Raw genomic sequence first — 22,001 nt, forward strand, 5'->3', positions numbered from 1 at the left:
GGCGGCGGCCCTATCAGGGCTGCAAACGCTTGCCCGGCACCGCCATTCACTTCTACAGTTCTGTGTTGTTGAACGGCTTGCCTGATTGAGTTTCAAGATCCCTCGACGCCCATCGGACATCTACATGCCAACAGCCTACAAGCGCATCCTCCTCAAACTTTCCGGCGAAGCACTGATGGGCGACGATGCTTTCGGCATCAATCGCCAGACTATCGAGCGCATGGTGGCCGATATGGCCGAAGTCGTGCGCATGGGTACCGAGCTTGCCGTTGTGATCGGCGGCGGTAACATTTTCCGCGGCGTGGCCGGCGGCGCGGCGGGTATGGACCGCGCGACGGCCGACTATATGGGCATGCTCGCGACGATGATGAACGCGCTCGCGCTGCAGGACGCGATGCGCCACGCGGGCATCGAAGCGCGCGTGCAGTCGGCGCTGCGCATGGATCAGGTCGTCGAGCCGTATATCCGGCCGCGCGCGATCCGCCAGCTCGAAGAGGGCCGCGTCGTGATCTTCGCGGCGGGCACGGGTAATCCGTTCTTCACGACCGATACGGCCGCCGCGCTGCGTGGCGCCGAGGTCGGCGCCGAAGTCGTGCTCAAGGCGACGAAGGTCGACGGCGTGTACTCGGCCGATCCGAAGAAGGACCCGTCGGCGACGCGCTATGCCTCGATCTCGTTCGACGAGGCGATCACGCGCAATCTTCAGGTCATGGACGCGACCGCGTTCGCCCTGTGCCGCGACCAGAAGCTCCCCATTCGTGTGTTCTCGATCAACAAGCCCGGCGCGCTCAAGCGCATTGTCGCGGGCGAAGACGAGGGCACGCTGGTGCACGTGTAAGATTAAGGGTTAGCACCGACATCTAGGTTTGTGGAGAAAAACATGAGTGCCGCAGATATCAAGAAGGGCGTCGATCAGAAGATGCAGAAGTCGATCGAAGCGTTCAAGACGGACCTGGCGAAGATTCGCACGGGCCGCGCCCATACGGGCCTGCTCGACCACGTGCAAGTCGACTACTACGGCTCGAACGTGCCCATTTCGCAGGTCGCGAACCTCACGCTGATCGACGCGCGCACGATCGGCGCGCAGCCGTGGGAAAAGAAGATGGTCCAGGCCGTCGAAAAGGCGATTCGCGATTCGGATCTGGGCTTGAATCCGTCGACGACGGGCGACCTGATTCGCGTGCCGATGCCCGCGCTGACTGAAGAGCGCCGCAAGGAGCTCGTGAAGGTCGTCAAGACCGAAGCCGAAGACGCGAAGATCGCCGTGCGCAACCTGCGCCGCGACGCCAACGAGCAGCTCAAGAAGGCCGTCAAGGACAAGGAGCTGTCCGAGGACGAAGAGCGTCGCGCCGCCGACGACGTCCAGAAGCTCACGGACAAGTTCGTCGCCGAGATCGACAAGCTCGTCCAGGCGAAGGAAGGCGAGATCATGACGGTTTGAGGACCGTCGTGCACGAGCAGTCCCGTCGTTCCATAAGGCGAATATGACCTATACCAGTTCAACCGTGCGCGTCCCCGAAACGGCTGCCGTGCCCCGGCACGTCGCCGTCATCATGGACGGCAATGGCCGCTGGGCGACCGCGCGGCGTTTGCCGCGCGTGGCCGGCCATACGAAGGGCGTCGATGCCGTGCGCGCGATCGTCGAGGCGTGCGCGCGCCGCGGGGTCGAGTACCTGACGCTCTTCGCGTTCAGCTCGGAAAACTGGCGTCGCCCGAACGAAGAAGTGTCGTTTCTGATGCGCCTGTTCGTCACGGCGCTCGAACGCGAAGTCGGCAAGATGCACGCGAACGGCATCCGCATGCGCGTGGTCGGCGACCTGTCGATGTTCGAGCCGCGGATTCAGGAGCTCGTCAAGCGCGCCGAGGCGAAGACCGCGAAGAATCGCGGCCTGACGCTGACGATCGCGGCGAACTACGGCGGCCGCTGGGACATCCTCCAGGCGATTACGAAGCTCAACGCCGAACGCGCGGCGACGGGCCAGCTCGACGAGCCGATCGAAGAGGCCGCGTTCGCGCGGCATCTCGCGATGGCCTACGCGCCCGAGCCCGATCTGTTCATTCGCACGGGCGGCGAGCAGCGCATCAGCAATTTTCTGCTCTGGCAGCTCGCGTACGCGGAGCTGTATTTCACCGATTTGTTCTGGCCCGACTTCGACGCGGCGGCGCTCGATGCGGCCATCGCCTCGTATCAGACGCGCGAGCGCCGTTTCGGCCGCACGAGCGCTCAGGTCGAGGAAAACGTCGTGCCGCGCGACGCGGCGGACTCTCTCTCCTATTGAGAATCGATGCTCAAGACCCGCGTGATCACCGCAGTGATCCTGTTGGCGGTGCTGGTGCCGGTCACGCTGTTCGCGCCGATTGCGGCGTTCGGCGCGCTGATCGCGTTCATCGTCGTGTTCGCGGCGTGGGAATGGGCGCGTCTGCTCAAGGTCACGGGCCTCGGGCCGGTGCTCTACGCGGGCGTGACGGGGGCGGTTCTCGTCGCGACGACGTCGCGCTTCGGTCTCGCGATTCCCGGACTCTATCTCGCCGCGGCGATTTTCTGGGTTCTCGTCAGTCCGTTCGCGCTGGTGCGCAAGCCCGTGCTGGCCGAGGGCGCGTGGCGTACGTTCCTGCTTTTGGCCGGTATCGTCGTGCTGCTCGCGGCCTGGCATGCCCTGGTGCAGGCGCGCACAATCGGCGTACGCTTCGTGCTGACGTTGCTGCTGATCGTCTGGATCGCCGACGTCGGCGCGTATTTCGCGGGCAAGGCGCTCGGCCGTCACAAGCTCGCGCCGTCGATCAGTCCCGGCAAGACGTGGGAGGGCGCGATCGGCGGCCTCGCGCTCGTGCTCGTCGTCGCGGTCGCGTTGCAGGTCACGCATGCGGCGCAGCCGAATTACTTCACGGTCGATGCCGCGGTGTACGGCACGGCCCGAATGCTGGTGTGGGTCGCATGCCTGGTCGCGTTCAGCGTCCTCGGCGACCTGTTCGAGTCGTTGCTCAAGCGGCAGGCCGGGGTCAAGGATTCCAGTCATCTGCTGCCGGGGCACGGTGGTGTACTGGACCGCATCGATGCGATGCTGCCCGTGCTGCCGCTCGCGATGCTGTTGCTCACGTGAGCGCATGGGGAATGCAATGAAACGTCTGACTTTGCTGGGTTCGACGGGCTCGATCGGCGCGAGTACGCTCGATGTCGTCGCGCGTCATCCCGACCGGTTTTCGATCTTCGCGCTGACGGCGCACTCGAACCACGAGAAGCTCGCCGAGCAGTGTCTCGCGTTCCGGCCCGAATGGGCCGTCGTCGGCAGCGCCGAGGGCGCCGCGCAGCTCGAGGCGCGCTTGCGCGCGGCAGGGTCGCCGACACGCGTCGGGTATGGCCCGCAGGCGCTGGTCGCCGTCGCGTCGGACGCGGGCGCCGATACGGTCGTCGCGGCGATCGTGGGCGCGGCCGGCCTCGCGCCGACGCTCGCGGCCGCGCGCGCGGGCAAGACCATTCTGCTCGCGAACAAGGAAGCGCTCGTCATGTCGGGCGCGCTGTTTCTCGATGCGGTCCGCGAACATGGCGCGACGCTGCTGCCGCTCGACTCCGAACACAACGCGATCTACCAATGCCTGCCGCCGCACGCGGCGGGCAGTGTGCCGCATGGCGGCGTCGAGAAGATCATCCTGACGGCGTCGGGCGGTCCGTTCCGCACGCGCGATCCGAAGACGCTCGGCGACATCACGCCCGAGCAGGCGGTCAAGCATCCGAACTGGTCGATGGGGCGCAAGATCTCGGTCGACTCCGCGACGATGATGAACAAGGGCCTCGAAGTCATCGAGGCGCACTGGCTGTTCGGCTTGCCGGCCGATCGCATCGACGTGCTGATCCATCCGCAGAGCGTGATTCACTCGATGGTCGCGTACAAGGACGGCTCGGTGCTCGCACAGCTCGGCAACCCCGATATGCGTACGCCGATCGCGCATGCGCTCGCGTATCCGGACCGCGTCGACGCCGGCGTGCGGCCGCTCGATCTCGCGGCGATCGCGACCTTGACGTTCGAGAAGCCCGACGAGGCGCGCTTTCCGTGCCTGAAACTCGCGTTCGATGCATTGCGCGCGGGCGGCACGGCGAGCGCCGCGCTCAACGCGGCCAACGAAATCGCCGTCGAGGCCTTTCTCGCGGGGCGCGCGCGATATACGTCGATCGCGGAGACCGTCGCGCGCGTGGTCGATACGATCGGCCATCGCGCGGCGCGCACGCTCGACGACGTGCTCGAGATCGACCGCGAAGCGCGCGCGCTCGCGTCGAGCCTGCTCGGCGCGGGTGCCGGCGCGGGTATCGGTGCAGGCGCTGACCAGCCGCTCGCCGCGGCGGTTCGCTGACAGGCGCACGCGATGACGTTCCTGACCGCGGTGCTGGCGTTTGCCGTCGCGATCGGCATCCTCGTGGTGGCCCATGAGTATGGCCATTACGCGGTTGCACGGCTGTGCGGCGTCAAGGTGCTGCGTTTCTCGATCGGGTTCGGCAAGCCCATCGCGACGTGGCGCGGCAAGTCGGGCACGGAGTGGTCGATCGGGCCGTTGCCGCTCGGCGGCTACGTGAAGATGCTCGACGAGCGCGAGTCGGACGAACCGATTCCCGCCGAAGATTTGCCGCACGCGTTCAATCGCAAGTCGGTCGCGCGTCGCTTTGCGATCGTCGCCGCGGGCCCGATCGCGAATTTCCTGCTCGCGATCGTGCTGTTCGCGGGCTTGTACGCGACGGGCGTCAGCGAGCCCGTGCCGATGCTCGGTGTGCCTGCCGCGGGTACGGTTGCGGCCCGTGCCGGCTTCGCGGGCGGCGAGACGGTCGTTGCCGTGCGTGATGCCGAAGCCGGCGGCGAGCACGCCGTGCGTTCATGGACCGAACTGCGCTGGAAACTCGTCGACGCCGCGCTCGCGCACAAGCCGATCGTGCTGCGCGCAACGATGGGTAATCGAACTTTCGACTATCCGGTCGACCTTTCTCATGTTCAGGCGACCGAGGTCGACGATAATCTGCTCGACCGGATCGGCTTCACGCCCGGCGGCGCGAAAGCCGTCGTGGCGAGCGTCGAACCGGGGTCGCCGGCCGCTGCCGCGGGGTTGCGCGAGGGGGACCGGCTGGTCGGCATCGACGACGCCAAGGTCGTCGACGTCAACGATTTCATCACGCGGGTTCAGTCGCGCGCGGGCCAGACGCTGACGCTGGCGATCGAGCGCGACGGGAAGGTCGAAACGGTGCCGGTTTTCGCGAAGCCGACGTCGATCGACGTCGACGGTCAAGCGAAGACGGTCGGCCGTATCGGCGCCGCGCTGGGTGCGCAGATGCCGATGGTCGACGTCCGCTACGGGCCGATCGACGCGGTGACGCTGGGTGTGCGGCGAACATGGGACATTTCCGCTTTTTCCGTGCGCATGTTCGGCAAGATGATTGTCGGCGAGGCGTCGTTGAAGAATTTGTCGGGTCCCGTGACGATCGCCGACTATGCGGGCAAGAGCGCGAGCCTTGGTCTGGCGAGCTTCGTTTCGTTCCTCGCTTTGATCAGTATCAGCCTTGGCGTGTTGAATCTATTGCCAATTCCGATATTGGACGGGGGGCATCTGTTATATTATTCGGTCGAAGCCGTGACCGGAAAAGCCGTACCCGAACGCTGGCAGCTTGTTTTCCAGCGTGCGGGCATTGTCTGCATTCTCGTGTTGTCGGCGATCGCGCTGTTCAATGATCTTGCACGCTTGCTTCACTCCTGAAGTGCACATCGTGCGGTTCCCGAACCCGCGCATCGGCGTCGCGCCTGGCGCGGCATCGATGCTGCGTCGAGTCGCGACACCACATAGCTAAAAATTCCTGGGGATACACGTTGTTCGAACCTCATCGCTTCGTTCGTAGGTCAGTCGTGGTCGCGGCGGTTGCCGCCTATAGCGTGGCTGCTCACGCTGCCGCGTCGTTCGTCGTCAAGGACATTCGGATCGAAGGGCTGCAACGCGTCGAGCCCGGCACCGTCTTCGCCTACCTGCCGATCAAGCAGGGCGATACGTTCACGGACGACAAGGCGACCGAGGCCATCCGCAAGCTCTACGCGACCGGGTTCTTCAACGATGTGAAGATCGGCACGCAAGGCGACGGCGTCGTCGTCGTGACGGTGCTCGAACGCCCCGCGATCGCGTCGATCGATTTCGCCGGCACGCACGAATTCGAAAAGGATGCGCTGAACAAGGCGCTCGGTTCCGTGGGCCTGTCCGACGGCCGGTTCTACGACAAGAGCCTCGTCGACAAGTCCGAACAGGAACTCAAACGGCAATACCTGACGCGCGGCTACTACGCGGCCGAAATCACGACGACCGTGACGCCGGTCGACCGCAATCGCGTGACGATCCTGTTCTCGGTCATCGAAGGTCCGAGCGCGAAGATTCGCCAGGTCAACTTCATCGGCAACAAGATCTTCTCGGCGGGCACGCTCGAAGACGAGATGCAGCTTTCGACGCCGAACTGGTTCTCGTGGTACACGAAGAACGATCTGTATTCGAAGGAAAAGCTCACGGGCGACCTCGAGAACATCCGCTCGTACTATCTCGATCGCGGCTACCTCGAATTCAATATCGAATCGACGCAGGTCTCGATTTCGCCCGACAAGAAGGACATGTACCTGACGATCTCGCTGCATGAAGGCGAGCCGTACACGATCACGGGCATCGACGTCTCGGGCGACACGCTGGACAAGACCGAGGAGCTGCGCAAGCTCGTGCAGCTCAAGGTCGGCGACCGCTTCTCGGCCGCGAAGCTCACGGCGTCGACGAAGGCGATCGTCGATCGTCTCGGCGACTACGGCTATGCATTCGCGAACGTCAACGCGCAGCCGCAGATCAATCAGAAGGACCATACGGTCAACCTGAATCTTCAGGTTACGCCGGGCCGGCGCGTCTATGTGCGTCACATCAACATCACGGGCAACAACAAGACGCGCGACGAGGTCATCCGGCGCGAAATGCGTCAGTTCGAGAGCTCGTGGTTCGACGGCGAACGTCTGAAGCTCTCGAAGGACCGCTTGAACCGGCTCGGTTACTTCACCGACGTCCAGGTCAATACGACGCCTGTCGAAGGCACGCCCGACCAGGTCGACGTCGATGTGAAGGTCACCGAAAAGCCGACCGGGTCGATTCAGCTCGGTGCGGGTTTCTCGTCGACCGACAAGGTCATTCTGTCGGCCGGCGTGTCGCAGGACAACGTGTTCGGTTCGGGGACCAGCCTGTCGGTCAACGTGAACACGGCGAAGGCCTATCGGACGTTGACGGTCACGCAGGTCGATCCGTATTTCACGGTCGACGGCATTCAGCGCATCACCGACGCGTACTACCGGACCTACGAGCCGCTCTATTACTCGACCGACAGTACGTTCACGATCATCAGCGCGGGCGGCGACCTCAAGTTCGGGATCCCGTTCTCGGAAACGGATACGGTGTTCTTCGGGATCGGCTTCGAGCAGGACCGCTTCCGGACCGACGTTTACACGCCGGCGTACTACCTCGATTACATTTACGGTCCCGTGAATCCGGCGACCGGGCTGCGCAGCGGCGGCGTCGGTCAGGTCGTCAACAACTTCCCGATCACGGTCGGTTGGTCGCGCGATGCGCGTGACAGCTCGTTGATCCCGAGCCGCGGCTATCTGTCGAAGGTGAATACCGAAGTCGGTACGCCGCTCGGCAACACGTCGTACTACAAGATCGACTTGCAGCAGCAGTACTACTACTCGTTCGCGCGCGGCTTCATCCTGGGCTTCAACGTCCAGGGCGGCTACGGCAAGTCGCTGGGCGACGCGCCGTTCCCGATCTTCAAGAACTACTACGCGGGCGGTATCGGTTCGGTGCGCGGCTATGAGCCGAGTTCGCTGGGTCCGCGCGATGCGACGACGAACGATCCGATCGGCGGTTCGCGGATGTTCGTCAGCAACATCGAAATGACGATTCCGATTCCGGGCAGCGGTTACGAGAAGACGCTGCGCGTGTTCACGTTCTTCGATATGGGTAACGTCTGGGGCGACGATACGTCGGCGATCAACAACGGCGGCGACGGCTTGCGTTACAGCTATGGTGCGGGTCTCGCATGGATTTCGCCGATCGGTCCGCTCAAGCTCAGCATGGGCTTCCCGGTCGTCAAGCATGCGGGCGACCAGTATCAGAAGTTCCAGTTCCAGATCGGTACAGCATTCTGACGCCGGTACTACGTCGCGAGGTCGATCTAGCACATGAAATCGTTTAAACAGCATGGCTTGCGGTGGCTCGCGTTCGCGGCCTTGTGCGGCGCCACGGCGGCGCACGCGCAAGCCCAGGCGCAGCAGCCCGCGAGCGCGGCTGCAGCACCGCAGGCGACGCGCATCGCGGTGGTCAACTCGGAGCGTATCCTGCGAGAGTCGATCCCGGCCAAGCTCGCGCAATCGAAGCTCGAACAGGAATTCTCGAAGCGCGATCACGATCTGCAGGACATGGCCGCCAAGCTCAAGGCCATGTCGGACCAGCTCGACAAGGCCGGCCCGACGATGTCGACGGCCGATCGTTCGCTCAAGCAGACGCAGATCGCGCAGCTCGATGCCGATTTTCAGCGCAAACAGCGCGAGTTTCGCGAAGACTTGAACCAGCGTCGCAACGAAGAGCTCGCAGCCGTGCTCGATCGTGCGAACAAGGTCATCAAGCAGATTGCCGAGCAGGAACACTACGATCTGATTCTTCAGGAAGCGGTCTACGTCAGCCCTCGAATCGATATCACGGACCAAGTGATCAAGGTGCTCGGCGCGAACGCCAGCGCGCCCGCAGGCGCATCGGCGACTCAGTAACAGTCGGATGCCGCGAAAAACCGGGTCCCGCGCATGGTCGCGGGCCCGGTTTTTCCTCATTTGCGGCATTCACGCATTCCAGGGGGACAGCATGCCATTCACGCTCGAACAATTGACCGCGCGTTTCGGCGGACGCATCGAAGGCGATCCCGCGCGTGAGGTCGGCGGCCTGGCGCCGCTCGATCAAGCGGGGCCCGGCCATCTGGCGTTCCTCGCGAATCCGAAGTATTTGCCGCAGGTCGAGACGACGCGTGCGGCGGCGGTGTTGATCACCGAAGAGGCGCTGGCCGAACTCAAGGGGCGCGGCGATGCGCTCGCCGAGCGTGCATTTGTTGTCACGCCGAATCCGTATGCTTATTTCGCGCGCGTCGCACAGGTCTTCGTCGCCGCGGCCGCGCCGCGCGTGAGCGCGGGGATTCATCCGAGCGCGAGCGTCGATCCGAGCGCCCGTGTCGCCGAGACGGCGACGATCGGGCCCTTTGTGGTCGTCGAGGCCGGCGCGGTGATCGGCGAGCATGTTCGGATCGATGCGCACGTCTTTATCGGGCGGGGCACGGCGATCGGCGAAGGCAGCCGGATTTACCCGAATGTGACGATCTACCATGGCTGTGCGCTCGAAGCGCGTGTGATCGTCCAGTCGGGCGCCGTCATCGGGTCCGACGGGTTCGGATTCGCACCGGATTTCACAGGCGAAGGCGATGCGCGTACGGGTGAATGGGTAAAGATTCCGCAGGTCGGTGGGGTTAAAATCGGCGCCGATGTCGAAATTGGCGCGAACACGACGATCGATCGCGGTGCGATGGCGGATACCGTGATCGAGCATGACGTCAAGATCGACAATCTGGTCCAGATCGCGCACAACTGCCGCATCGGCGCGTACACGGTGATCGCCGGGTGCGCCGGCATCGCGGGCAGCACGACGATCGGACGCCATTGCATGATCGGCGGGGCCGTGGGTATCGCGGGCCATCTGAAGATCGGCGATTTCGTGATCGTGACGGCCAAATCGGGCGTTTCGAAGTCGCTTCCGAAGGCCGGCATGTACACGAGCGCGTTTCCGGCCGTCGATCATGCCGAATGGAACCGTAGTGCCGCGCTGCTGCGCAACATCGACAAGCTGCGCGATCGCATCAAGGCGCTTGAAGCTAACATCCAATCCAAGGGCGCGCCCGAATAAGCGTGTCAAACAATATGAGTCAAACGCCGATTACGCTGGACATTCACAAGATCCTCGATCTGCTGCCGCATCGGTATCCGATCCTGCTCGTCGATCGCGTGCTCGAGATCGAGCCGCATACGCGGATCAAGGCACTCAAGAACGTGTCGATCAACGAGCCCTATTTTCAGGGCCATTTTCCGAAGCGCCCGGTCATGCCGGGTGTGCTGATTCTCGAAGCGCTCGCGCAGACCGCGGCGCTGCTGACGTTCACCGAGGAACGCCACGACGAGAACACGCTGTACTACTTCGCCGGCATCGATGACGCGCGCTTCAAGCGCGTGGTCGAGCCTGGCGATCAACTGATCCTGAATGTGACGTTCGAGCGCCGCATGCGGCATATCTGGAAGTTCAAGGCGCATGCCGAAGTCGACGGCGTGCTCGCCGCCGAGGCGAATCTGATGTGCACGGTCATTCAGGGCGGCGAGGGCGCTGCGAAATGACGACTATTCATCCGACGGCGATCGTCGAGCCGGGTGCGCAACTGCACGAGACGGTCGAGGTCGCGCCTTACGCGATCATCGGCGCGCACGTCAAAATCGGCGCGCGTACGCGGATCGGTTCGCACACGGTCGTCGAAGGCCATACGACGCTCGGCGAAGACAACGTGATCGGCCACTATGCGTCGATCGGCGGCCAGCCCCAGGACATGAAGTACCGCGGCGAGCCGACGCAACTCGTGATCGGCGATCGCAACACGATCCGCGAGTTCACGACGCTGCACACGGGCACGACGCAGGATCGCGGCGTAACGACGATCGGCAACGACAACTGGATCATGGCCTACGTGCATATCGGTCATGACTGCTATCTCGGCAGCAACATCATCATGTCGTCGAATGCGCAGCTTGCGGGGCACGTGCAGGTCGACGATCACGCGATCATCGGCGGGATGTCGGGCGTGCACCAGTTCGTGCGGATCGGTGCGCACGCGATGCTCGGCGGCGCGTCGGCGCTCGTGCAGGATATTCCGCCGTTCGTGATCGCCGCGGGCAACAAAGCGGAGCCGCACGGCATCAATGTCGAAGGATTGCGCCGTCGCGGCTTCTCGGCCGAGGCGATCTCGACGCTGCGCTCCGCCTACCGGCTGCTCTACAAGAACGGCCTGACGCTCGAGGAAGCCAAGGTGCAATTGCGCGAACTCGAACGCCAGGGCGGCGACGGCGACGCACCGGTCAAATTGTTGACCGATTTCGTCGACGCCTCGCAGCGCGGCATCATCCGCTGAGCGCTGCGATGTCGATGCGACTTGCGATGGTCGCCGGCGAAGCGTCCGGCGATTTGCTCGCCGCGTCGCTGCTCGGCGGACTGCACCGTCATTTGCCGGCCGACACGCGTTACTACGGGATCGGCGGTCCGCGCATGGCGGCCGAGGGGTTCGACGCGCAGTGGCCGATGGACAAGCTGTCCGTGCGCGGCTATGTCGAAGCCCTGCGTCATATTCCCGAGATCCTGGGGATCCGCAACGCGCTCAAGCGCGCGTTGCTCGCCGATCCGCCGTCGGCATTCATCGGCGTCGATGCGCCCGATTTCAATTTCGGACTCGAAGCGCCGCTGCGCAAGGCGGGCATTCCGACGATTCATTTCGTGAGCCCGTCGATCTGGGCATGGCGAGGCGGCCGCATCCATTCGATCGCGCGATCGGTCGATCATATGCTCTGCGTGTTTCCGTTCGAAACGGAGATCTACGCGAAGGCCCAGGTGCCCGCGACGTACGTCGGGCATCCGCTCGCCGATACGATCCCGATGACGCCCGACCCGGGCGCGGCGCGTACTCGCCTCGGCATTGACGTAGCGGGCAAGATCATCGGCGTGATGCCGGGCTCGCGGCGTTCGGAAATCGCGTTGATCGGTCCCGTGTTCTTCGCCGCGATGGATCGGATCCATCGGCGCGAGCCGGGCATCCGCTTTCTGCTGCCGGCCGCGTCGCCGACCACGCGTGCGCTGCTGCAGCCGCTCGTCGACGCGTACCCGGCCTTGCCGTTGACGATCATCGACGGTCGTTCGCACGACGTGCTCGAAGCCTCCGATGCGATGCTGATCAAGAGCGGCACGTCCACGCTCGAAGCGGCGCTCTACAAGAAGCCGATGGTGATCTCGTACAAGGTGCCCTGGCTGACGGGGCAGATCATGCGCCGGCAAGGGTATCTGCCCTGGGTCGGTTTGCCGAACATCCTCGCGCGGCGTTTCCTCGTGCCCGAACTCCTGCAGGAGTTCGCGACGCCCGAGACATTGGCCGACGCGATGCTCGAACAATTGAACAACGAAACGCATCGCGCGGACCTGATCGCCGAATTCACGCGGATGCACGAGAGTCTGCGCCGGAACACGGCCGAGACCGCGGCGGCCGCGATCGCCGAGATCATCGCGACGCATGCGAAGCGCGGAGGGCAGGTCTGATGGCGCGCTCAACGACGTCGACAGCCTCGACGCTCACGCAGACGCCGTTCGATTTCGACGATCCGGATGCGCTGGTCTGCGGCGTCGACGAAGTCGGCCGGGGCCCGCTCGCGGGACCGGTCGTCGCGGCGGCGGTGATCTTCGACGCATCGCGGCCCGCGATTCGAGGACTCGCGGATTCGAAGGCGCTCAGCGCCGCAAAGCGCGAGGTGCTCTACGACAAGATCGTTGCGCGTGCGCTAGCGTTCTGTGTCGCGTCGGCGTCGGTCGAAGAGATCGATCGCCTCAATATCCTGCACGCGACGATGCTCGCGATGCAGCGCGCGGTCGCGGGTCTCGCGGTCGCGCCGGGTCTCGTCAGGATCGACGGCAATCGCTGCCCGGTGTTGCCGATGCGCTCGGAAGCCGTGATCGGCGGCGATGCGACGGTGCCTTTGATTTCGGCCGCGTCGATCCTCGCGAAGGTCACGCGCGATCGCATGCTCGTCGACATGCATGCGCTGCATCCCGAGTATGGATTCGACGCACACGCGGGCTACGGCACGCGGCAGCATATGGACGCGTTGCGACAGCACGGCCCGTGTCTCCATCATCGGCATTCATTCGAGCCCGTTCGCGCGGCGTGCCGGACGTTCGGCATCGCGGTTCGCGAGTACGCGAGCGCCGTGCCGAATCAGGCCGACACGCTCGATCAGGGCGGTGTGTTGTTGCGCGGCGGTTCGTTCGGTGGAGGGGCCGCATGAAAGTCGTGACTTCGCGCGATAACGCACTCGTCAAGCGGCTCCATGCGATGGCGGCGTCGACGTCGCAGCAACGGCGCGCCGATCATGTGCTGGCCGAGGGCATCCATCTCGCGACCGCGTTTCTCGACGCGGGCGGCGTACCGCATCAATGTGTGATCAGCGAGAGCGCGCTCGACGATGTCGAAGCACAGGCCGTCTTGCGGCGCATCGACGATCACCGCGTGACGATGTTGCCCGATGCCTTGTTCCGGCAGGTATCGACCGTCGTTCAGGGCGTCGGCCTGTTGTTGCTGCTCGACCGCGCGACGCCCGTGCTGCCCGATGCGATCGAACGCGATTGCGTCGTGCTCGACGGATTGCAGGACGCCGGCAATGTCGGATCGATTCTGCGCAGCGCCGCTGCAGCGGGTGTGCGCGATGTCTTTTGCGTGTCGGGCACCGCGTATGCATGGTCGTCGAAGGTGTTGCGATCGGGCATGGGGGCGCACTGGCATCTCGACATTCACGAGCATGTCGAGCCGGCCGACGTACTTTCGCGCTTGCGTGTGCCGCTGGCCTTGACCGATTCTCACGGCGCGCAGCCGATCGACCGGATCGATCTCGGCGGTCCGGTCGCATGGGTGTTCGGCAACGAAGGGGCCGGCGTATCGGCCGCTTGGCGCGATGCGCCGCATTTGCGCGTGACGATTCCGCAGCCCGGCGGCATGGAGTCGCTCAATGTCGCGGCGGCCGCGGCGATCTGTTTGTTCGAGCAGGGACGTCAGCGGCGCGCGCATCAGGGCTGATGTCGTGCTTGACGGCGTCCGATGGCGGCCGTCGCGCACCGCGCTCAGCCCGGCTGAACGACGCCGAATACCTCGCGACAATAGGCGACGGTGAAGTCGATGAACGCGCGCGTCTTCGCGGAAATATGCTGGCGTCCCGGATAGACGAGCGAGACGCCGACCGGCACGTTCGTGATCGCATGATCGGGCAGCAGCCGCACGAGCGCGCCGCTTTCGAGCGCCGACTGCGCGAGCGACGTGACGACGGTCGAGAAGCCGATGCCGGCGATCGCCGCGTCGCGGACCATCATCGCATTGTTGACCTCATAGACCGGGCGCAGCACGAGCGTCTCGGTTTCGCCGCTCGTGTTTTCGAACACGTACGTATGCGACGACGACCAGCCGTTGAGCGCGACGAAGGCGCGTTCGAGCAAATCGGCCGGTGTCTGGGGCGTGCCATGCGCTTCGAGATAGTCGGGCGATGCGACGATCGCGATCTCGCCGCCGAGCAGCGGACGTCGGATCATCGAGTCGCTCTGGTACATGCCGTGCGTCATGATGCCGACGTCGAATCCCTCCTCGACGAGATCGACCATCCGGTCAAGCAGCGAAACGCGGAGATGGACCTTCGGATAACGTTTGCGGAATTCGGTGAAGAGCGGCGTGCCTGCGGCGAGCGCGAACGATGCCGAGGTGGCGATGCGTAGGGTGCCGACGGGTTCGCGCGCCGAGTTTGAAATCTGCGCCTCGATATCGTCGAGATGTTCGACGAGCAGGCGGCAGGCTTCGAGATAGGTCTCGCCGGCTTCGGTCAGCGAGAGCTTGCGCGTCGTGCGGTTCAGCAATCGCGTGTTCAGATGCGCTTCAAGCATCGCGACCTGACGCGTGACGACGGCCTTGGACAGATCGAGCGAACGCGCTGCCGCGGCGAAGCTGCCCGCGTCGACGATCTTCGCGAAGATGCGCATCGCTTCAAGCTGATTCATGGACTAGGGGTCCTCCGTATCCTAAAGCGTGCGGCATGCACGACGCGAGGCGCGAAAGGCGGCGCACATGCCGGCCTCGCGGCGCCGATCATGACGCCGCCTTCGACTTCGACGTCAGCTTCGACGCGCGGCGTTCAGTACGGCGAGCGATCGAGCCGGATTTCCTGCAGCACGGTCGTTGCGATTTCCTCGATCGACTTGTGCGTCGACGACAGCCACTTGATGCCCTCGCGGCGCATCATCGCCTCGGCCTCGTTGACTTCGTACCGGCAATTTTCGGGCGCCGCGTATTTGCTGCCCGGCCGCCGCTCGTTGCGTATCTCCGAGAGCCGGGTCGGATCGATCGTGAGTCCGAACAGTTTGCTCCGGTGATCGTAGAGCGCCGTGGGCAATTTGCCGCGCTCGAAGTCGTCGGGAATCAACGGGTAGTTCGCGGCCTTCACGCCGTACTGCATCGCGAGGTAGAGGCTCGTCGGCGTCTTGCCGCTGCGCGAGACGCCGACGAAGATCACGTCGGCCTCGGCCAGGCTTCGATTGGACTGGCCGTCGTCGTGCGCGAGCGAGAAGTTGATCGCCTCGATCCGGTTCTTGTATTCCTCGGTATCGGCGTTGCCGTGACCCCGTCCCATCGCGTGGTTCGACTTCGTGTCGAGCTCGAGCTCGAGCGGCTGGATGAAGCTCTGGAACATATCCATCACGAGCGCTTGCGTGCCCTTGAGGATCTCGTTCGAGCCCGTGTCGACGAGCGTCGTGAAGACGATCGGACGCCGCTGCTCCTGAATCGCCGCCGCGTTGATTTTTTCGGCCGTCGCATACGCCTTGTCGTAGGAATCGACGAAGGGAACGCGAACTAGACGGAACTTGAGGTCAAATTGAGAGAGGATCGAATGCGCAAACGTTTCGGCAGTGATACCTGTCCCGTCCGAGACGATGAATACGGTCGGCGGCATGAAGGCTTATCCGGATTGGAAAACGAGGCGGCGGCACGTGCGCGGCGTCCGCATGCACTCAAATGTGACACGGCGTACGCGCAATGCACCTATCTGTGGGTAGAATAGCGGGAAACTTGTGGGGTAAGCAATTGCGGGGCGGGGCGCGCGGCGCCGCGTCCACAGCGCCGCCGGATCGAACCGGCACACTTGACGTGTCTCGGGCGTTCTGTACACGCGATGGCTTATCCGACAGGTTGTGCGGTGTGATCGTCGTGCTCAATAGTGCGGCGCTTGCAAAGCCCCAATCGCGTGACCGTGTTTTTTCTACACTGTTAGGGGCTTTTATGAACCACGCAGAACACGACGGCGCCTATGTCGTTCCGTTCGAAAACTTGCGTATGAACGACGTCGAAGTCGTAGGAGGCAAGAACGCATCACTCGGAGAAATGATCAGTCAGCTCGCTGGCGCCGGTGTACGGGTGCCGGGTGGGTTTGCGACGACCGCGCTCGCATTCCGTGACTTTCTCCATCACAACGCCCTCACCGAACGGATCGCGCAACGGCTCGATTCCCTGAATATCGATGACGTGAAAGCCCTCGCCGAAGCCGGCGCGGACATCCGTCAATGGATCGTCGACGCGCCGTTTCAGGCACGCCTCGAGCAAGAGATCCGCGACCACTTCAAGCGCCTCGAAGCGGCTTCGCCGTCCGAGTTGTCGTTTGCCGTGCGTTCGTCCGCGACTGCCGAAGATCTGCCCGATGCTTCGTTCGCGGGGCAGCAGGAGTCCTATCTGAACGTGGTCGGCATCGACGACGTGCTCGATCGCATGAAGCACGTGTTCGCGTCGCTATACAACGATCGCGCGATCTCTTATCGCGTGCACAAGGGCTTTACGCATGCCGAAGTCGCGTTGTCGGCCGGTGTGCAGCGCATGGTCCGTTCCGATGTCGGTTCGGCCGGCGTCATGTTCACGCTCGATACGGAAACCGGGTTCAAGGACGCCGTCTTCATCACGTCGAGCTACGGTCTCGGCGAAACCGTCGTGCAAGGGGCCGTGAACCCCGACGAGTTCTATGTGTTCAAGCCGACGCTCGCGCAAGGCCACTATCCGATCATTCGCCGCACGATCGGCTCGAAGCTCATCAAGATGGAATTCACGAAGCCCGGCGAACCGGGTCGCGTGAAGACGCTTGATGTCGCGCCCGAACTGCGCAATCGCTATTCGCTCAACGACGATGACGTGATCGAACTCGCGAAGTACGCGGTCATCATCGAAAAGCACTACGGTCGTCCGATGGACATCGAGTGGGGCAAGGACGGTCGCGACGGCAAGCTCTACATCCTTCAGGCACGTCCCGAAACGGTCAAGAGCCAGGCGAACGGCAAGGCCGAACATCGCTACAAGCTGCGCGGCAGCGCGCCGTTGCTCGCAACGGGGCGCGCGATCGGGCAGAAGGTCGGCGCGGGCCCCGTGCGCGTGATTCGCGATCCGTCGGAGATGGAACGCGTGCAGCCGGGCGACGTGCTCGTGGCCGATATGACGGACCCGAACTGGGAGCCGGTCATGAAGCGCGCGTCGGCGATCGTGACGAATCGCGGCGGACGGACCTGCCATGCGGCGATCATCGCGCGTGAACTCGGCGTGCCGGCCGTCGTCGGATGCGGCGACGCGACCGAGCTGCTCAAGGACGGCGCGCTCGTGACGGTGTCGTGCGTCGAGGGCGACGAGGGCAAGATCTACGACGGCCTCATCGAGACCGAGGTGACCGAGGTCCAGCGCGGCGAACTGCCCACGCCGCCCGTCAAGATCATGATGAACATCGGCAATCCGCAGCTCGCGTTCGACTTCAGCCAGTTGCCGAATGCAGGGGTGGGGCTCGCGCGTCTCGAGTTCATCATCAACAACAATATCGGCGTGCATCCGCGCGCGATCCTCGAATATCCGAACGTCGATCAGGATCTCAAGAAAGCGGTCGAAAGCATTGCGCGCGGCCATGCGTCGCCGCGTGCGTTCTATGTCGACAAGCTCGCCGAAGGGATCGCGACGATTGCGGCCGCGTTCTATCCGAAGCCCGTCATCGTGCGCTTGTCCGACTTCAAGTCGAACGAGTACAAGAAGCTGATCGGCGGTTCGCGCTTCGAGCCCGACGAGGAAAATCCGATGCTCGGGTTCCGCGGCGCATCGCGGTATATCGCCGAGGATTTCGCGGCGGCGTTCGAAATGGAGTGCATCGCGCTGCGCCGTGTGCGTGAAGAGATGGGCCTCACGAACGTCGAGATCATGGTGCCGTTCGTGCGCACGGTGGGTCAGGCCGAACGCGTGGTCGGGCTGCTCGAGAAGTTCGGGCTCAAGCGCGGCACGCATGGCCTGCGCCTGATCATGATGTGCGAAGTGCCGTCGAATGCGATCCTGGCCGACAAGTTCCTCGAACACTTCGACGGCTTTTCGATCGGGTCGAACGACCTCACGCAGCTCACGCTCGGCCTCGATCGCGACTCCGGCATGGAACTGCTCGCGGTCGACTTCGACGAGCGCGATCCGGCCGTGCGTTTCATGTTGAGCCGCGCGATCGCCGAGTGCCGCAAGCAGAACAAGTACGTCGGTATTTGCGGTCAGGGTCCCTCGGATCATCCGGATTTCGCGAAGTGGCTCGCGGATGAAGGGATCGAATCGATTTCGCTGAATCCCGATTCGGTCATCGATACGTGGCAGGCGCTCGCGAAGTCGGCTTAGTGAGTAAAGATCCGGCATGGCGATCCGAGGCTCGTGCGTCATGTACGAGCCTCGGGGTGTGATGTCGCGTCGGGGTATCGAACGCGCTGATCCGTTGGGATCGCTTCGTGGATCGAGTCGGACAGATCCGCAGCCGGCATCGTGACGAGATCCCGGTGGACCGTTGCTTCGCTTCGCCGAGCGCAGCACGGCGGTCGACCGGACCCATTCAAACCGCCGCGCCGAAAGGCGCGGCGGTTTTGTTTTATGCGGCGCATCGATGCGTCGACGCCTTAGAGGCGCGTCGTCGAACCACCCGACCGCGTCGATAGGCGCATGGGGCGATGATGGATGCCTATGGGGCGTTGTGCTATAAAACCCGAACACAACACAACGACATGCGGGGACCAGATGCACTGGGTCAGCGGAATGTGGTGGATCGCAGTCGGCGCGCTGCTGATCGGCGAGCTCCTGACTGGGACGTTCTATTTGTTGATGGTCGCGTGCGGCTGCATCGCGGGCGGCTTAGTCCGCGTCGCGGGCGGTTCCGTCGAGCTGCAGTGGGCGATCGCCGCGCTGGTCGCCGCGCTCGCGGTCTATCTGCTTCAGCGCTCGCGGCGCGGCCGTGCGGTGCGCGTCAATCCCGAACACAATCCCGACATCAACCTCGATATCGGCGCCACGCTCGATGTCGCCGGCTGGCGCGACGGCGCCGCGCGCGCGATGTATCGCGGCGCCGAGTGGGATGTCGAACTCGCGCCGGGCGAATCCGAGCATGCGGGGCGTTTTCGTATCGTCGCGGTACGCGGCAGCCGTCTCGTCGTACGCGACGCCACTTGAAACCTACTGGGAGTCCCTATGATCGATTCAGGGGTCATCGTTGTCGTATTGTTCGTCGTCGTCGTCGCATTGATCGTGCAGACCGTCAAGATCGTGCCGCAGCAGCATGCGTTCGTGCTCGAACGCGTCGGACGATTCCATGCGGTGCTCGCACCGGGACTCACGATCGTCTTGCCGTTCGTCGATCGTATTGCGTACAAGCATTCGCTCAAGGAAGTGCCGCTCGAAGTGCCGAGCCAGATCTGTATCACGCGCGATAACACACAGTTGCAGGTCGACGGCGTGCTCTATTTTCAAATCACCGATCCGATGAAGGCGTCGTACGGCACGAGCAATTATCTGATCGCGATCACGCAGCTCGCGCAGACGACGCTGCGTTCGGTCATCGGCAAGCTCGAGCTCGACAAGACGTTCGAGGAGCGCGACGTCATCAATCACAGCGTCGTGACGGCGCTCGACGAGGCCGCGCAGAACTGGGGCGTCAAGGTGCTGCGCTATGAGATCAAGGATCTGACGCCGCCCAAGGAAATTCTTCATGCGATGCAGTCGCAGATCACGGCCGAGCGCGAAAAGCGTGCGCTGATCGCGGCGTCCGAGGGGCGTCGTCAGGAGCAGATCAACCTGGCCGCCGGTGCGCGCGAAGCCGCGATCCAGAAATCCGAGGGCGAGCGGCAGGCGGCGATCAACAAGGCGCAGGGCGAGGCCTCGGCGATTCTCGCGGTCGCCGAAGCGAATGCGCAGGCGATTCAGAAGATCGCGCTGTCGATCCAGGCCGCGGGCGGCATGGAGGCGGTCAACCTGAAGGTCGCCGAGCAATATGTGACGGCGTTCGGCAATCTCGCGAAGACGGGCAACACGCTGATCGTGCCGGCCGATATGAGCGATATGAGCTCGATGATCGCGTCGGCGCTGACGATCGTCAAACAGGGCGGAGCGAACTCAGGGCCGCTCGGCGGCGAATCGGCGAAGTCGCTGCGTTAGAGGGGGCGGGCCGAGGGGGCTCGGGCAGATGGGCTTGGGCAGACAGGCTCCGGCGCCGCTCTAGCGCCGTTCCGAGCAGCCTCCGGTGTCGATCGGGTGCGAGAGCGGCGGTCAGAGCGCGCACGAGCGAGCGCACGCGTTTCGTCCGCGATCCGTGCGCTTCGGGTTCGCTTCCGGTCCGCGGATCGTCCCGCCGCGCACGATGCGCCGTCGTCAGCGCGCCGTTTTCATCAGTTGGGCCTTCTCGCGCTGCCAGTCGCGGTTCTTCTCGGTTTCGCGCTTGTCATGAAGCTTCTTGCCTTTCGCGAGGCCGATCTCGCATTTGACGCGGCCTTTCGTATAGTGAAGATTCAGCGGCACGAGCGTGTAGCCGCGCTGTTCGACCTTGCCGATCAGTTTGCTGATCTCGTCGCCGTGGAGCAGCAGTTTGCGCGTGCGCAGCGGGTCGGGCTTGATATGCGTCGACGCACTGAGAAGCGGGCTGATATGTGCTCCAATCAGAAAGATTTCGGCGCCCTTGATGACGACGTAGGCTTCCTTGATCTGAGAGCGTCCCGCGCGGATGGCCTTGACCTCCCACCCTTCGAGCACGAGGCCGGCCTCATGGCGTTCTTCGATGAAGTAATCGAAGAAGGCCTTTTTGTTATCGACAATGCTCATGGAGTCGGGCCTGATAAAATCGCGATTTTAACAAAGCGGCGCCCGGGTGACCGTCGCTTTGCTGGCACGCGCATGCGTCACATTGACGCGCATTCTTGATATGGCAGACGTACAAAAAACTGTCCTGATCCGGCACTCGGCGGAACAGATGTTCGATTTGGTCACCGATGTGGCCGATTATCCGAACTTTCTGCCCTGGTGTGGAGGGGTCGACATTCGCCATCAAAGCGAAACGGGCGTCGAAGCGCGTATCGACATCCATTTCAAGGGCATCAAGCAGCACTTCGCCACGCGTAACCGGCAGGAACGCCCGACACGGATCGATATGGAGTTCACCGACGGGCCTTTCAAGAAGTTCACGGGATTTTGGGCGTTTACACCGCTGCGCGCGGATGCGTGCAAGATCGAATTTGCGCTGCATTACGAATTTTCGAGCGTGATCCTCGAAAAACTGATCGGGCCGGTCTTCAGTCATATCGCGAACACCTTCGTCGAATCGTTCATCAAGCGGGCCAATACGCGCTATGGCAAGTCGTGAGCCGCTCGGCGCAACGCCGCCCGGGACCGTTCCCATCGAAATCTGCTACGCCTTGCCGGATGCGCAGACCCTCTTGGCGATCGAAGTCGAGGCCGGTTCGACCGTGCGGCAGGCGATCGAGCGCTCGGGCATCATTGCGCGCCATCCCGAGATCGATCTGAGCACGTTGGCCGTCGGCGTGTTCGGCAAGATCGTCGCGCTCGACGCCGTCGTTTCGGCGGGCGATCGTGTCGAAATCTACCGGCCGCTCAAGGCCGATCCGAAAATGGCGCGCCAGCGCCGAGTCGAGAAAACACGCGCGACGTCCGTCGAGGGGCGCCGGTGGGTCGCCAAGGAACGCCGCCGCTAAGGTCGTCGCGGGCGGGCGGTGGGGCGGGCGATGGGGTGACCGAAATCGCGCCGCAACGATCACCCGGC

Annotated in this window: 22 protein-coding genes; 19 read left to right on the forward strand and 3 right to left on the reverse strand. The window is 63.7% G+C overall.

All coding sequences use genetic code 11. The features are described from left to right. Positions 1 to 124 precede the first annotated feature (124 nt). From pyrH to D7S86_RS13515, 14 genes are all read left to right on the forward strand, one after another. The gene (gene pyrH, locus D7S86_RS13450) at positions 125 to 838 is read left to right on the forward strand and encodes a UMP kinase (protein ID WP_121087234.1); all 714 of its coding nucleotides are present in this window, start codon (positions 125 to 127) and stop codon (positions 836 to 838) included. A 42-nt stretch (positions 839 to 880) separates the two neighbouring features. Continuing rightward, positions 881 to 1,441 (forward strand): ribosome recycling factor, encoded by a 561-nt coding sequence (frr, locus tag D7S86_RS13455; RefSeq protein WP_121087236.1) that lies wholly within the window; start codon positions 881 to 883, stop codon positions 1,439 to 1,441. Positions 1,442 to 1,484: 43 nt separating this feature from the next. Beyond that, positions 1,485 to 2,279: an isoprenyl transferase gene (locus D7S86_RS13460; RefSeq protein ID WP_121087238.1), complete on the forward strand. Its 795-nt coding sequence runs from the start codon at positions 1,485 to 1,487 to the stop codon at positions 2,277 to 2,279. 6 nt (positions 2,280 to 2,285) lie between these two features. After that, on the forward strand, positions 2,286 to 3,101 hold the full coding sequence (locus D7S86_RS13465; RefSeq protein ID WP_121087240.1) for a phosphatidate cytidylyltransferase: 816 nt from the start codon (positions 2,286 to 2,288) through the stop codon (positions 3,099 to 3,101). A gap of 16 nt (positions 3,102 to 3,117) precedes the next feature. Next, on the forward strand, positions 3,118 to 4,347 hold the full coding sequence (locus D7S86_RS13470) for a 1-deoxy-D-xylulose-5-phosphate reductoisomerase (RefSeq protein WP_121087242.1): 1,230 nt from the start codon (positions 3,118 to 3,120) through the stop codon (positions 4,345 to 4,347). Between the two features lie 12 nt (positions 4,348 to 4,359). After that, on the forward strand, positions 4,360 to 5,733 hold the full coding sequence (gene rseP / locus D7S86_RS13475) for an RIP metalloprotease RseP (protein WP_121087244.1): 1,374 nt from the start codon (positions 4,360 to 4,362) through the stop codon (positions 5,731 to 5,733). Between the two features lie 110 nt (positions 5,734 to 5,843). Next, positions 5,844 to 8,192: an outer membrane protein assembly factor BamA gene (bamA, locus tag D7S86_RS13480; RefSeq protein WP_121087247.1), complete on the forward strand. Its 2,349-nt coding sequence runs from the start codon at positions 5,844 to 5,846 to the stop codon at positions 8,190 to 8,192. Between the two features lie 33 nt (positions 8,193 to 8,225). After that, on the forward strand, positions 8,226 to 8,810 hold the full coding sequence (locus tag D7S86_RS13485) for an OmpH/Skp family outer membrane protein (protein WP_121087249.1): 585 nt from the start codon (positions 8,226 to 8,228) through the stop codon (positions 8,808 to 8,810). Positions 8,811 to 8,901: 91 nt separating this feature from the next. Beyond that, positions 8,902 to 9,987, forward strand: a complete 1,086-nt coding sequence (gene lpxD, locus D7S86_RS13490; RefSeq protein WP_121087251.1) for a UDP-3-O-(3-hydroxymyristoyl)glucosamine N-acyltransferase — start codon at positions 8,902 to 8,904, stop codon at positions 9,985 to 9,987. Positions 9,988 to 10,001: 14 nt separating this feature from the next. Then, positions 10,002 to 10,469: a 3-hydroxyacyl-ACP dehydratase FabZ gene (gene fabZ / locus D7S86_RS13495; RefSeq protein WP_121087253.1), complete on the forward strand. Its 468-nt coding sequence runs from the start codon at positions 10,002 to 10,004 to the stop codon at positions 10,467 to 10,469. Then, complete coding sequence (gene lpxA / locus D7S86_RS13500) at positions 10,466 to 11,254, forward strand: acyl-ACP--UDP-N-acetylglucosamine O-acyltransferase (protein ID WP_121087255.1); 789 nt, start codon at positions 10,466 to 10,468, stop codon at positions 11,252 to 11,254. Before fabZ ends, lpxA begins: the two co-directional genes overlap by 4 nt. 8 nt (positions 11,255 to 11,262) lie before the next feature. Then, positions 11,263 to 12,426: a lipid-A-disaccharide synthase gene (gene lpxB, locus D7S86_RS13505; RefSeq protein WP_121087257.1), complete on the forward strand. Its 1,164-nt coding sequence runs from the start codon at positions 11,263 to 11,265 to the stop codon at positions 12,424 to 12,426. After that, the gene (gene rnhB / locus D7S86_RS13510; protein ID WP_121087259.1) at positions 12,426 to 13,169 is read left to right on the forward strand and encodes a ribonuclease HII; all 744 of its coding nucleotides are present in this window, start codon (positions 12,426 to 12,428) and stop codon (positions 13,167 to 13,169) included. The genes lpxB and rnhB overlap by 1 nt, the downstream gene beginning before the upstream one ends. Further along, on the forward strand, positions 13,166 to 13,954 hold the full coding sequence (locus D7S86_RS13515) for a TrmH family RNA methyltransferase (RefSeq protein ID WP_121087261.1): 789 nt from the start codon (positions 13,166 to 13,168) through the stop codon (positions 13,952 to 13,954). Before rnhB ends, D7S86_RS13515 begins: the two co-directional genes overlap by 4 nt. 44 nt (positions 13,955 to 13,998) lie before the next feature. On the opposite strand, the gene D7S86_RS13520 is transcribed toward D7S86_RS13515, so the two are convergent. Both D7S86_RS13520 and ppsR read right to left on the reverse strand, forming a co-directional pair. Further along, positions 13,999 to 14,919 (reverse strand): LysR family transcriptional regulator, encoded by a 921-nt coding sequence (locus tag D7S86_RS13520; RefSeq protein WP_121087263.1) that lies wholly within the window; start codon positions 14,917 to 14,919, stop codon positions 13,999 to 14,001. A gap of 134 nt (positions 14,920 to 15,053) precedes the next feature. Further along, positions 15,054 to 15,869 carry a posphoenolpyruvate synthetase regulatory kinase/phosphorylase PpsR gene (ppsR, locus tag D7S86_RS13525; protein WP_121087265.1) on the reverse strand — a complete coding sequence of 272 codons (816 nt, stop codon included), beginning with the start codon at positions 15,867 to 15,869 and terminating at the stop codon, positions 15,054 to 15,056. Positions 15,870 to 16,195: 326 nt separating this feature from the next. On the opposite strand from ppsR, the gene ppsA reads away from it, so the two are divergent. The 3 genes from ppsA (at position 16,196) to D7S86_RS13540 (ending at position 20,386) form a co-directional block, all read left to right on the forward strand. Beyond that, on the forward strand, positions 16,196 to 18,586 hold the full coding sequence (ppsA, locus tag D7S86_RS13530; RefSeq protein WP_121087267.1) for a phosphoenolpyruvate synthase: 2,391 nt from the start codon (positions 16,196 to 16,198) through the stop codon (positions 18,584 to 18,586). Positions 18,587 to 18,994: 408 nt separating this feature from the next. After that, a complete protein-coding gene (locus D7S86_RS13535) occupies positions 18,995 to 19,405 on the forward strand; it encodes an NfeD family protein (protein WP_240648133.1) in 411 nt (136 codons plus the stop codon). Positions 19,406 to 19,423: 18 nt separating this feature from the next. Beyond that, on the forward strand, positions 19,424 to 20,386 hold the full coding sequence (locus tag D7S86_RS13540) for an SPFH domain-containing protein (RefSeq protein WP_420813241.1): 963 nt from the start codon (positions 19,424 to 19,426) through the stop codon (positions 20,384 to 20,386). Positions 20,387 to 20,599: 213 nt separating this feature from the next. Here the strand turns inward: D7S86_RS13540 and smpB are convergent, their stop codons facing one another. Continuing rightward, positions 20,600 to 21,046, reverse strand: coding sequence for an SsrA-binding protein SmpB (gene smpB, locus D7S86_RS13545; RefSeq protein WP_121087270.1), 447 nt, complete (start codon positions 21,044 to 21,046; stop codon positions 20,600 to 20,602). A gap of 100 nt (positions 21,047 to 21,146) precedes the next feature. On the opposite strand from smpB, the gene D7S86_RS13550 reads away from it, so the two are divergent. Both D7S86_RS13550 and D7S86_RS13555 read left to right on the forward strand, forming a co-directional pair. Then, a complete protein-coding gene (locus D7S86_RS13550) occupies positions 21,147 to 21,584 on the forward strand; it encodes a type II toxin-antitoxin system RatA family toxin (protein WP_121087576.1) in 438 nt (145 codons plus the stop codon). Then, on the forward strand, positions 21,571 to 21,933 hold the full coding sequence (locus tag D7S86_RS13555; protein WP_121087272.1) for an RnfH family protein: 363 nt from the start codon (positions 21,571 to 21,573) through the stop codon (positions 21,931 to 21,933). Before D7S86_RS13550 ends, D7S86_RS13555 begins: the two co-directional genes overlap by 14 nt. Positions 21,934 to 22,001: the final 68 nt, after the last annotated feature.

Origin of the sequence: Pararobbsia silviterrae, assembly GCF_003628125.1 — a bacterium.
In the GTDB taxonomy this organism is placed as follows: Bacteria; Pseudomonadota; Gammaproteobacteria; order Burkholderiales; family Burkholderiaceae; genus Pararobbsia; species Pararobbsia silviterrae.

Bases quoted from the DNA above. Each gene is read 5' to 3' on its own strand.
- pyrH (WP_121087234.1), top strand. From the start codon at position 125: ATGCCAACAGCCTACAAGCGCATCCTCCTCAAACTTTCCGGCGAAGCA.
- frr (WP_121087236.1), top strand. From the start codon at position 881: ATGAGTGCCGCAGATATCAAGAAGGGCGTCGATCAGAAGATGCAGAAG.
- D7S86_RS13460 (WP_121087238.1), top strand. From the start codon at position 1,485: ATGACCTATACCAGTTCAACCGTGCGCGTCCCCGAAACGGCTGCCGTG.
- D7S86_RS13465 (WP_121087240.1), top strand. From the start codon at position 2,286: ATGCTCAAGACCCGCGTGATCACCGCAGTGATCCTGTTGGCGGTGCTG.
- D7S86_RS13470 (WP_121087242.1), top strand. From the start codon at position 3,118: ATGAAACGTCTGACTTTGCTGGGTTCGACGGGCTCGATCGGCGCGAGT.
- rseP (WP_121087244.1), top strand. From the start codon at position 4,360: ATGACGTTCCTGACCGCGGTGCTGGCGTTTGCCGTCGCGATCGGCATC.
- D7S86_RS13485 (WP_121087249.1), top strand. From the start codon at position 8,226: ATGAAATCGTTTAAACAGCATGGCTTGCGGTGGCTCGCGTTCGCGGCC.
- lpxD (WP_121087251.1), top strand. From the start codon at position 8,902: ATGCCATTCACGCTCGAACAATTGACCGCGCGTTTCGGCGGACGCATC.
- fabZ (WP_121087253.1), top strand. From the start codon at position 10,002: ATGAGTCAAACGCCGATTACGCTGGACATTCACAAGATCCTCGATCTG.
- lpxA (WP_121087255.1), top strand. From the start codon at position 10,466: ATGACGACTATTCATCCGACGGCGATCGTCGAGCCGGGTGCGCAACTG.
- lpxB (WP_121087257.1), top strand. From the start codon at position 11,263: ATGTCGATGCGACTTGCGATGGTCGCCGGCGAAGCGTCCGGCGATTTG.
- rnhB (WP_121087259.1), top strand. From the start codon at position 12,426: ATGGCGCGCTCAACGACGTCGACAGCCTCGACGCTCACGCAGACGCCG.
- D7S86_RS13515 (WP_121087261.1), top strand. From the start codon at position 13,166: ATGAAAGTCGTGACTTCGCGCGATAACGCACTCGTCAAGCGGCTCCAT.
- D7S86_RS13520 (WP_121087263.1), bottom strand. From the start codon at position 14,919: ATGAATCAGCTTGAAGCGATGCGCATCTTCGCGAAGATCGTCGACGCG.
- ppsR (WP_121087265.1), bottom strand. From the start codon at position 15,869: ATGCCGCCGACCGTATTCATCGTCTCGGACGGGACAGGTATCACTGCC.
- ppsA (WP_121087267.1), top strand. From the start codon at position 16,196: ATGAACCACGCAGAACACGACGGCGCCTATGTCGTTCCGTTCGAAAAC.
- D7S86_RS13535 (WP_240648133.1), top strand. From the start codon at position 18,995: ATGTGGTGGATCGCAGTCGGCGCGCTGCTGATCGGCGAGCTCCTGACT.
- D7S86_RS13540 (WP_420813241.1), top strand. From the start codon at position 19,424: ATGATCGATTCAGGGGTCATCGTTGTCGTATTGTTCGTCGTCGTCGTC.
- smpB (WP_121087270.1), bottom strand. From the start codon at position 21,046: ATGAGCATTGTCGATAACAAAAAGGCCTTCTTCGATTACTTCATCGAA.
- D7S86_RS13550 (WP_121087576.1), top strand. From the start codon at position 21,147: ATGGCAGACGTACAAAAAACTGTCCTGATCCGGCACTCGGCGGAACAG.
- D7S86_RS13555 (WP_121087272.1), top strand. From the start codon at position 21,571: ATGGCAAGTCGTGAGCCGCTCGGCGCAACGCCGCCCGGGACCGTTCCC.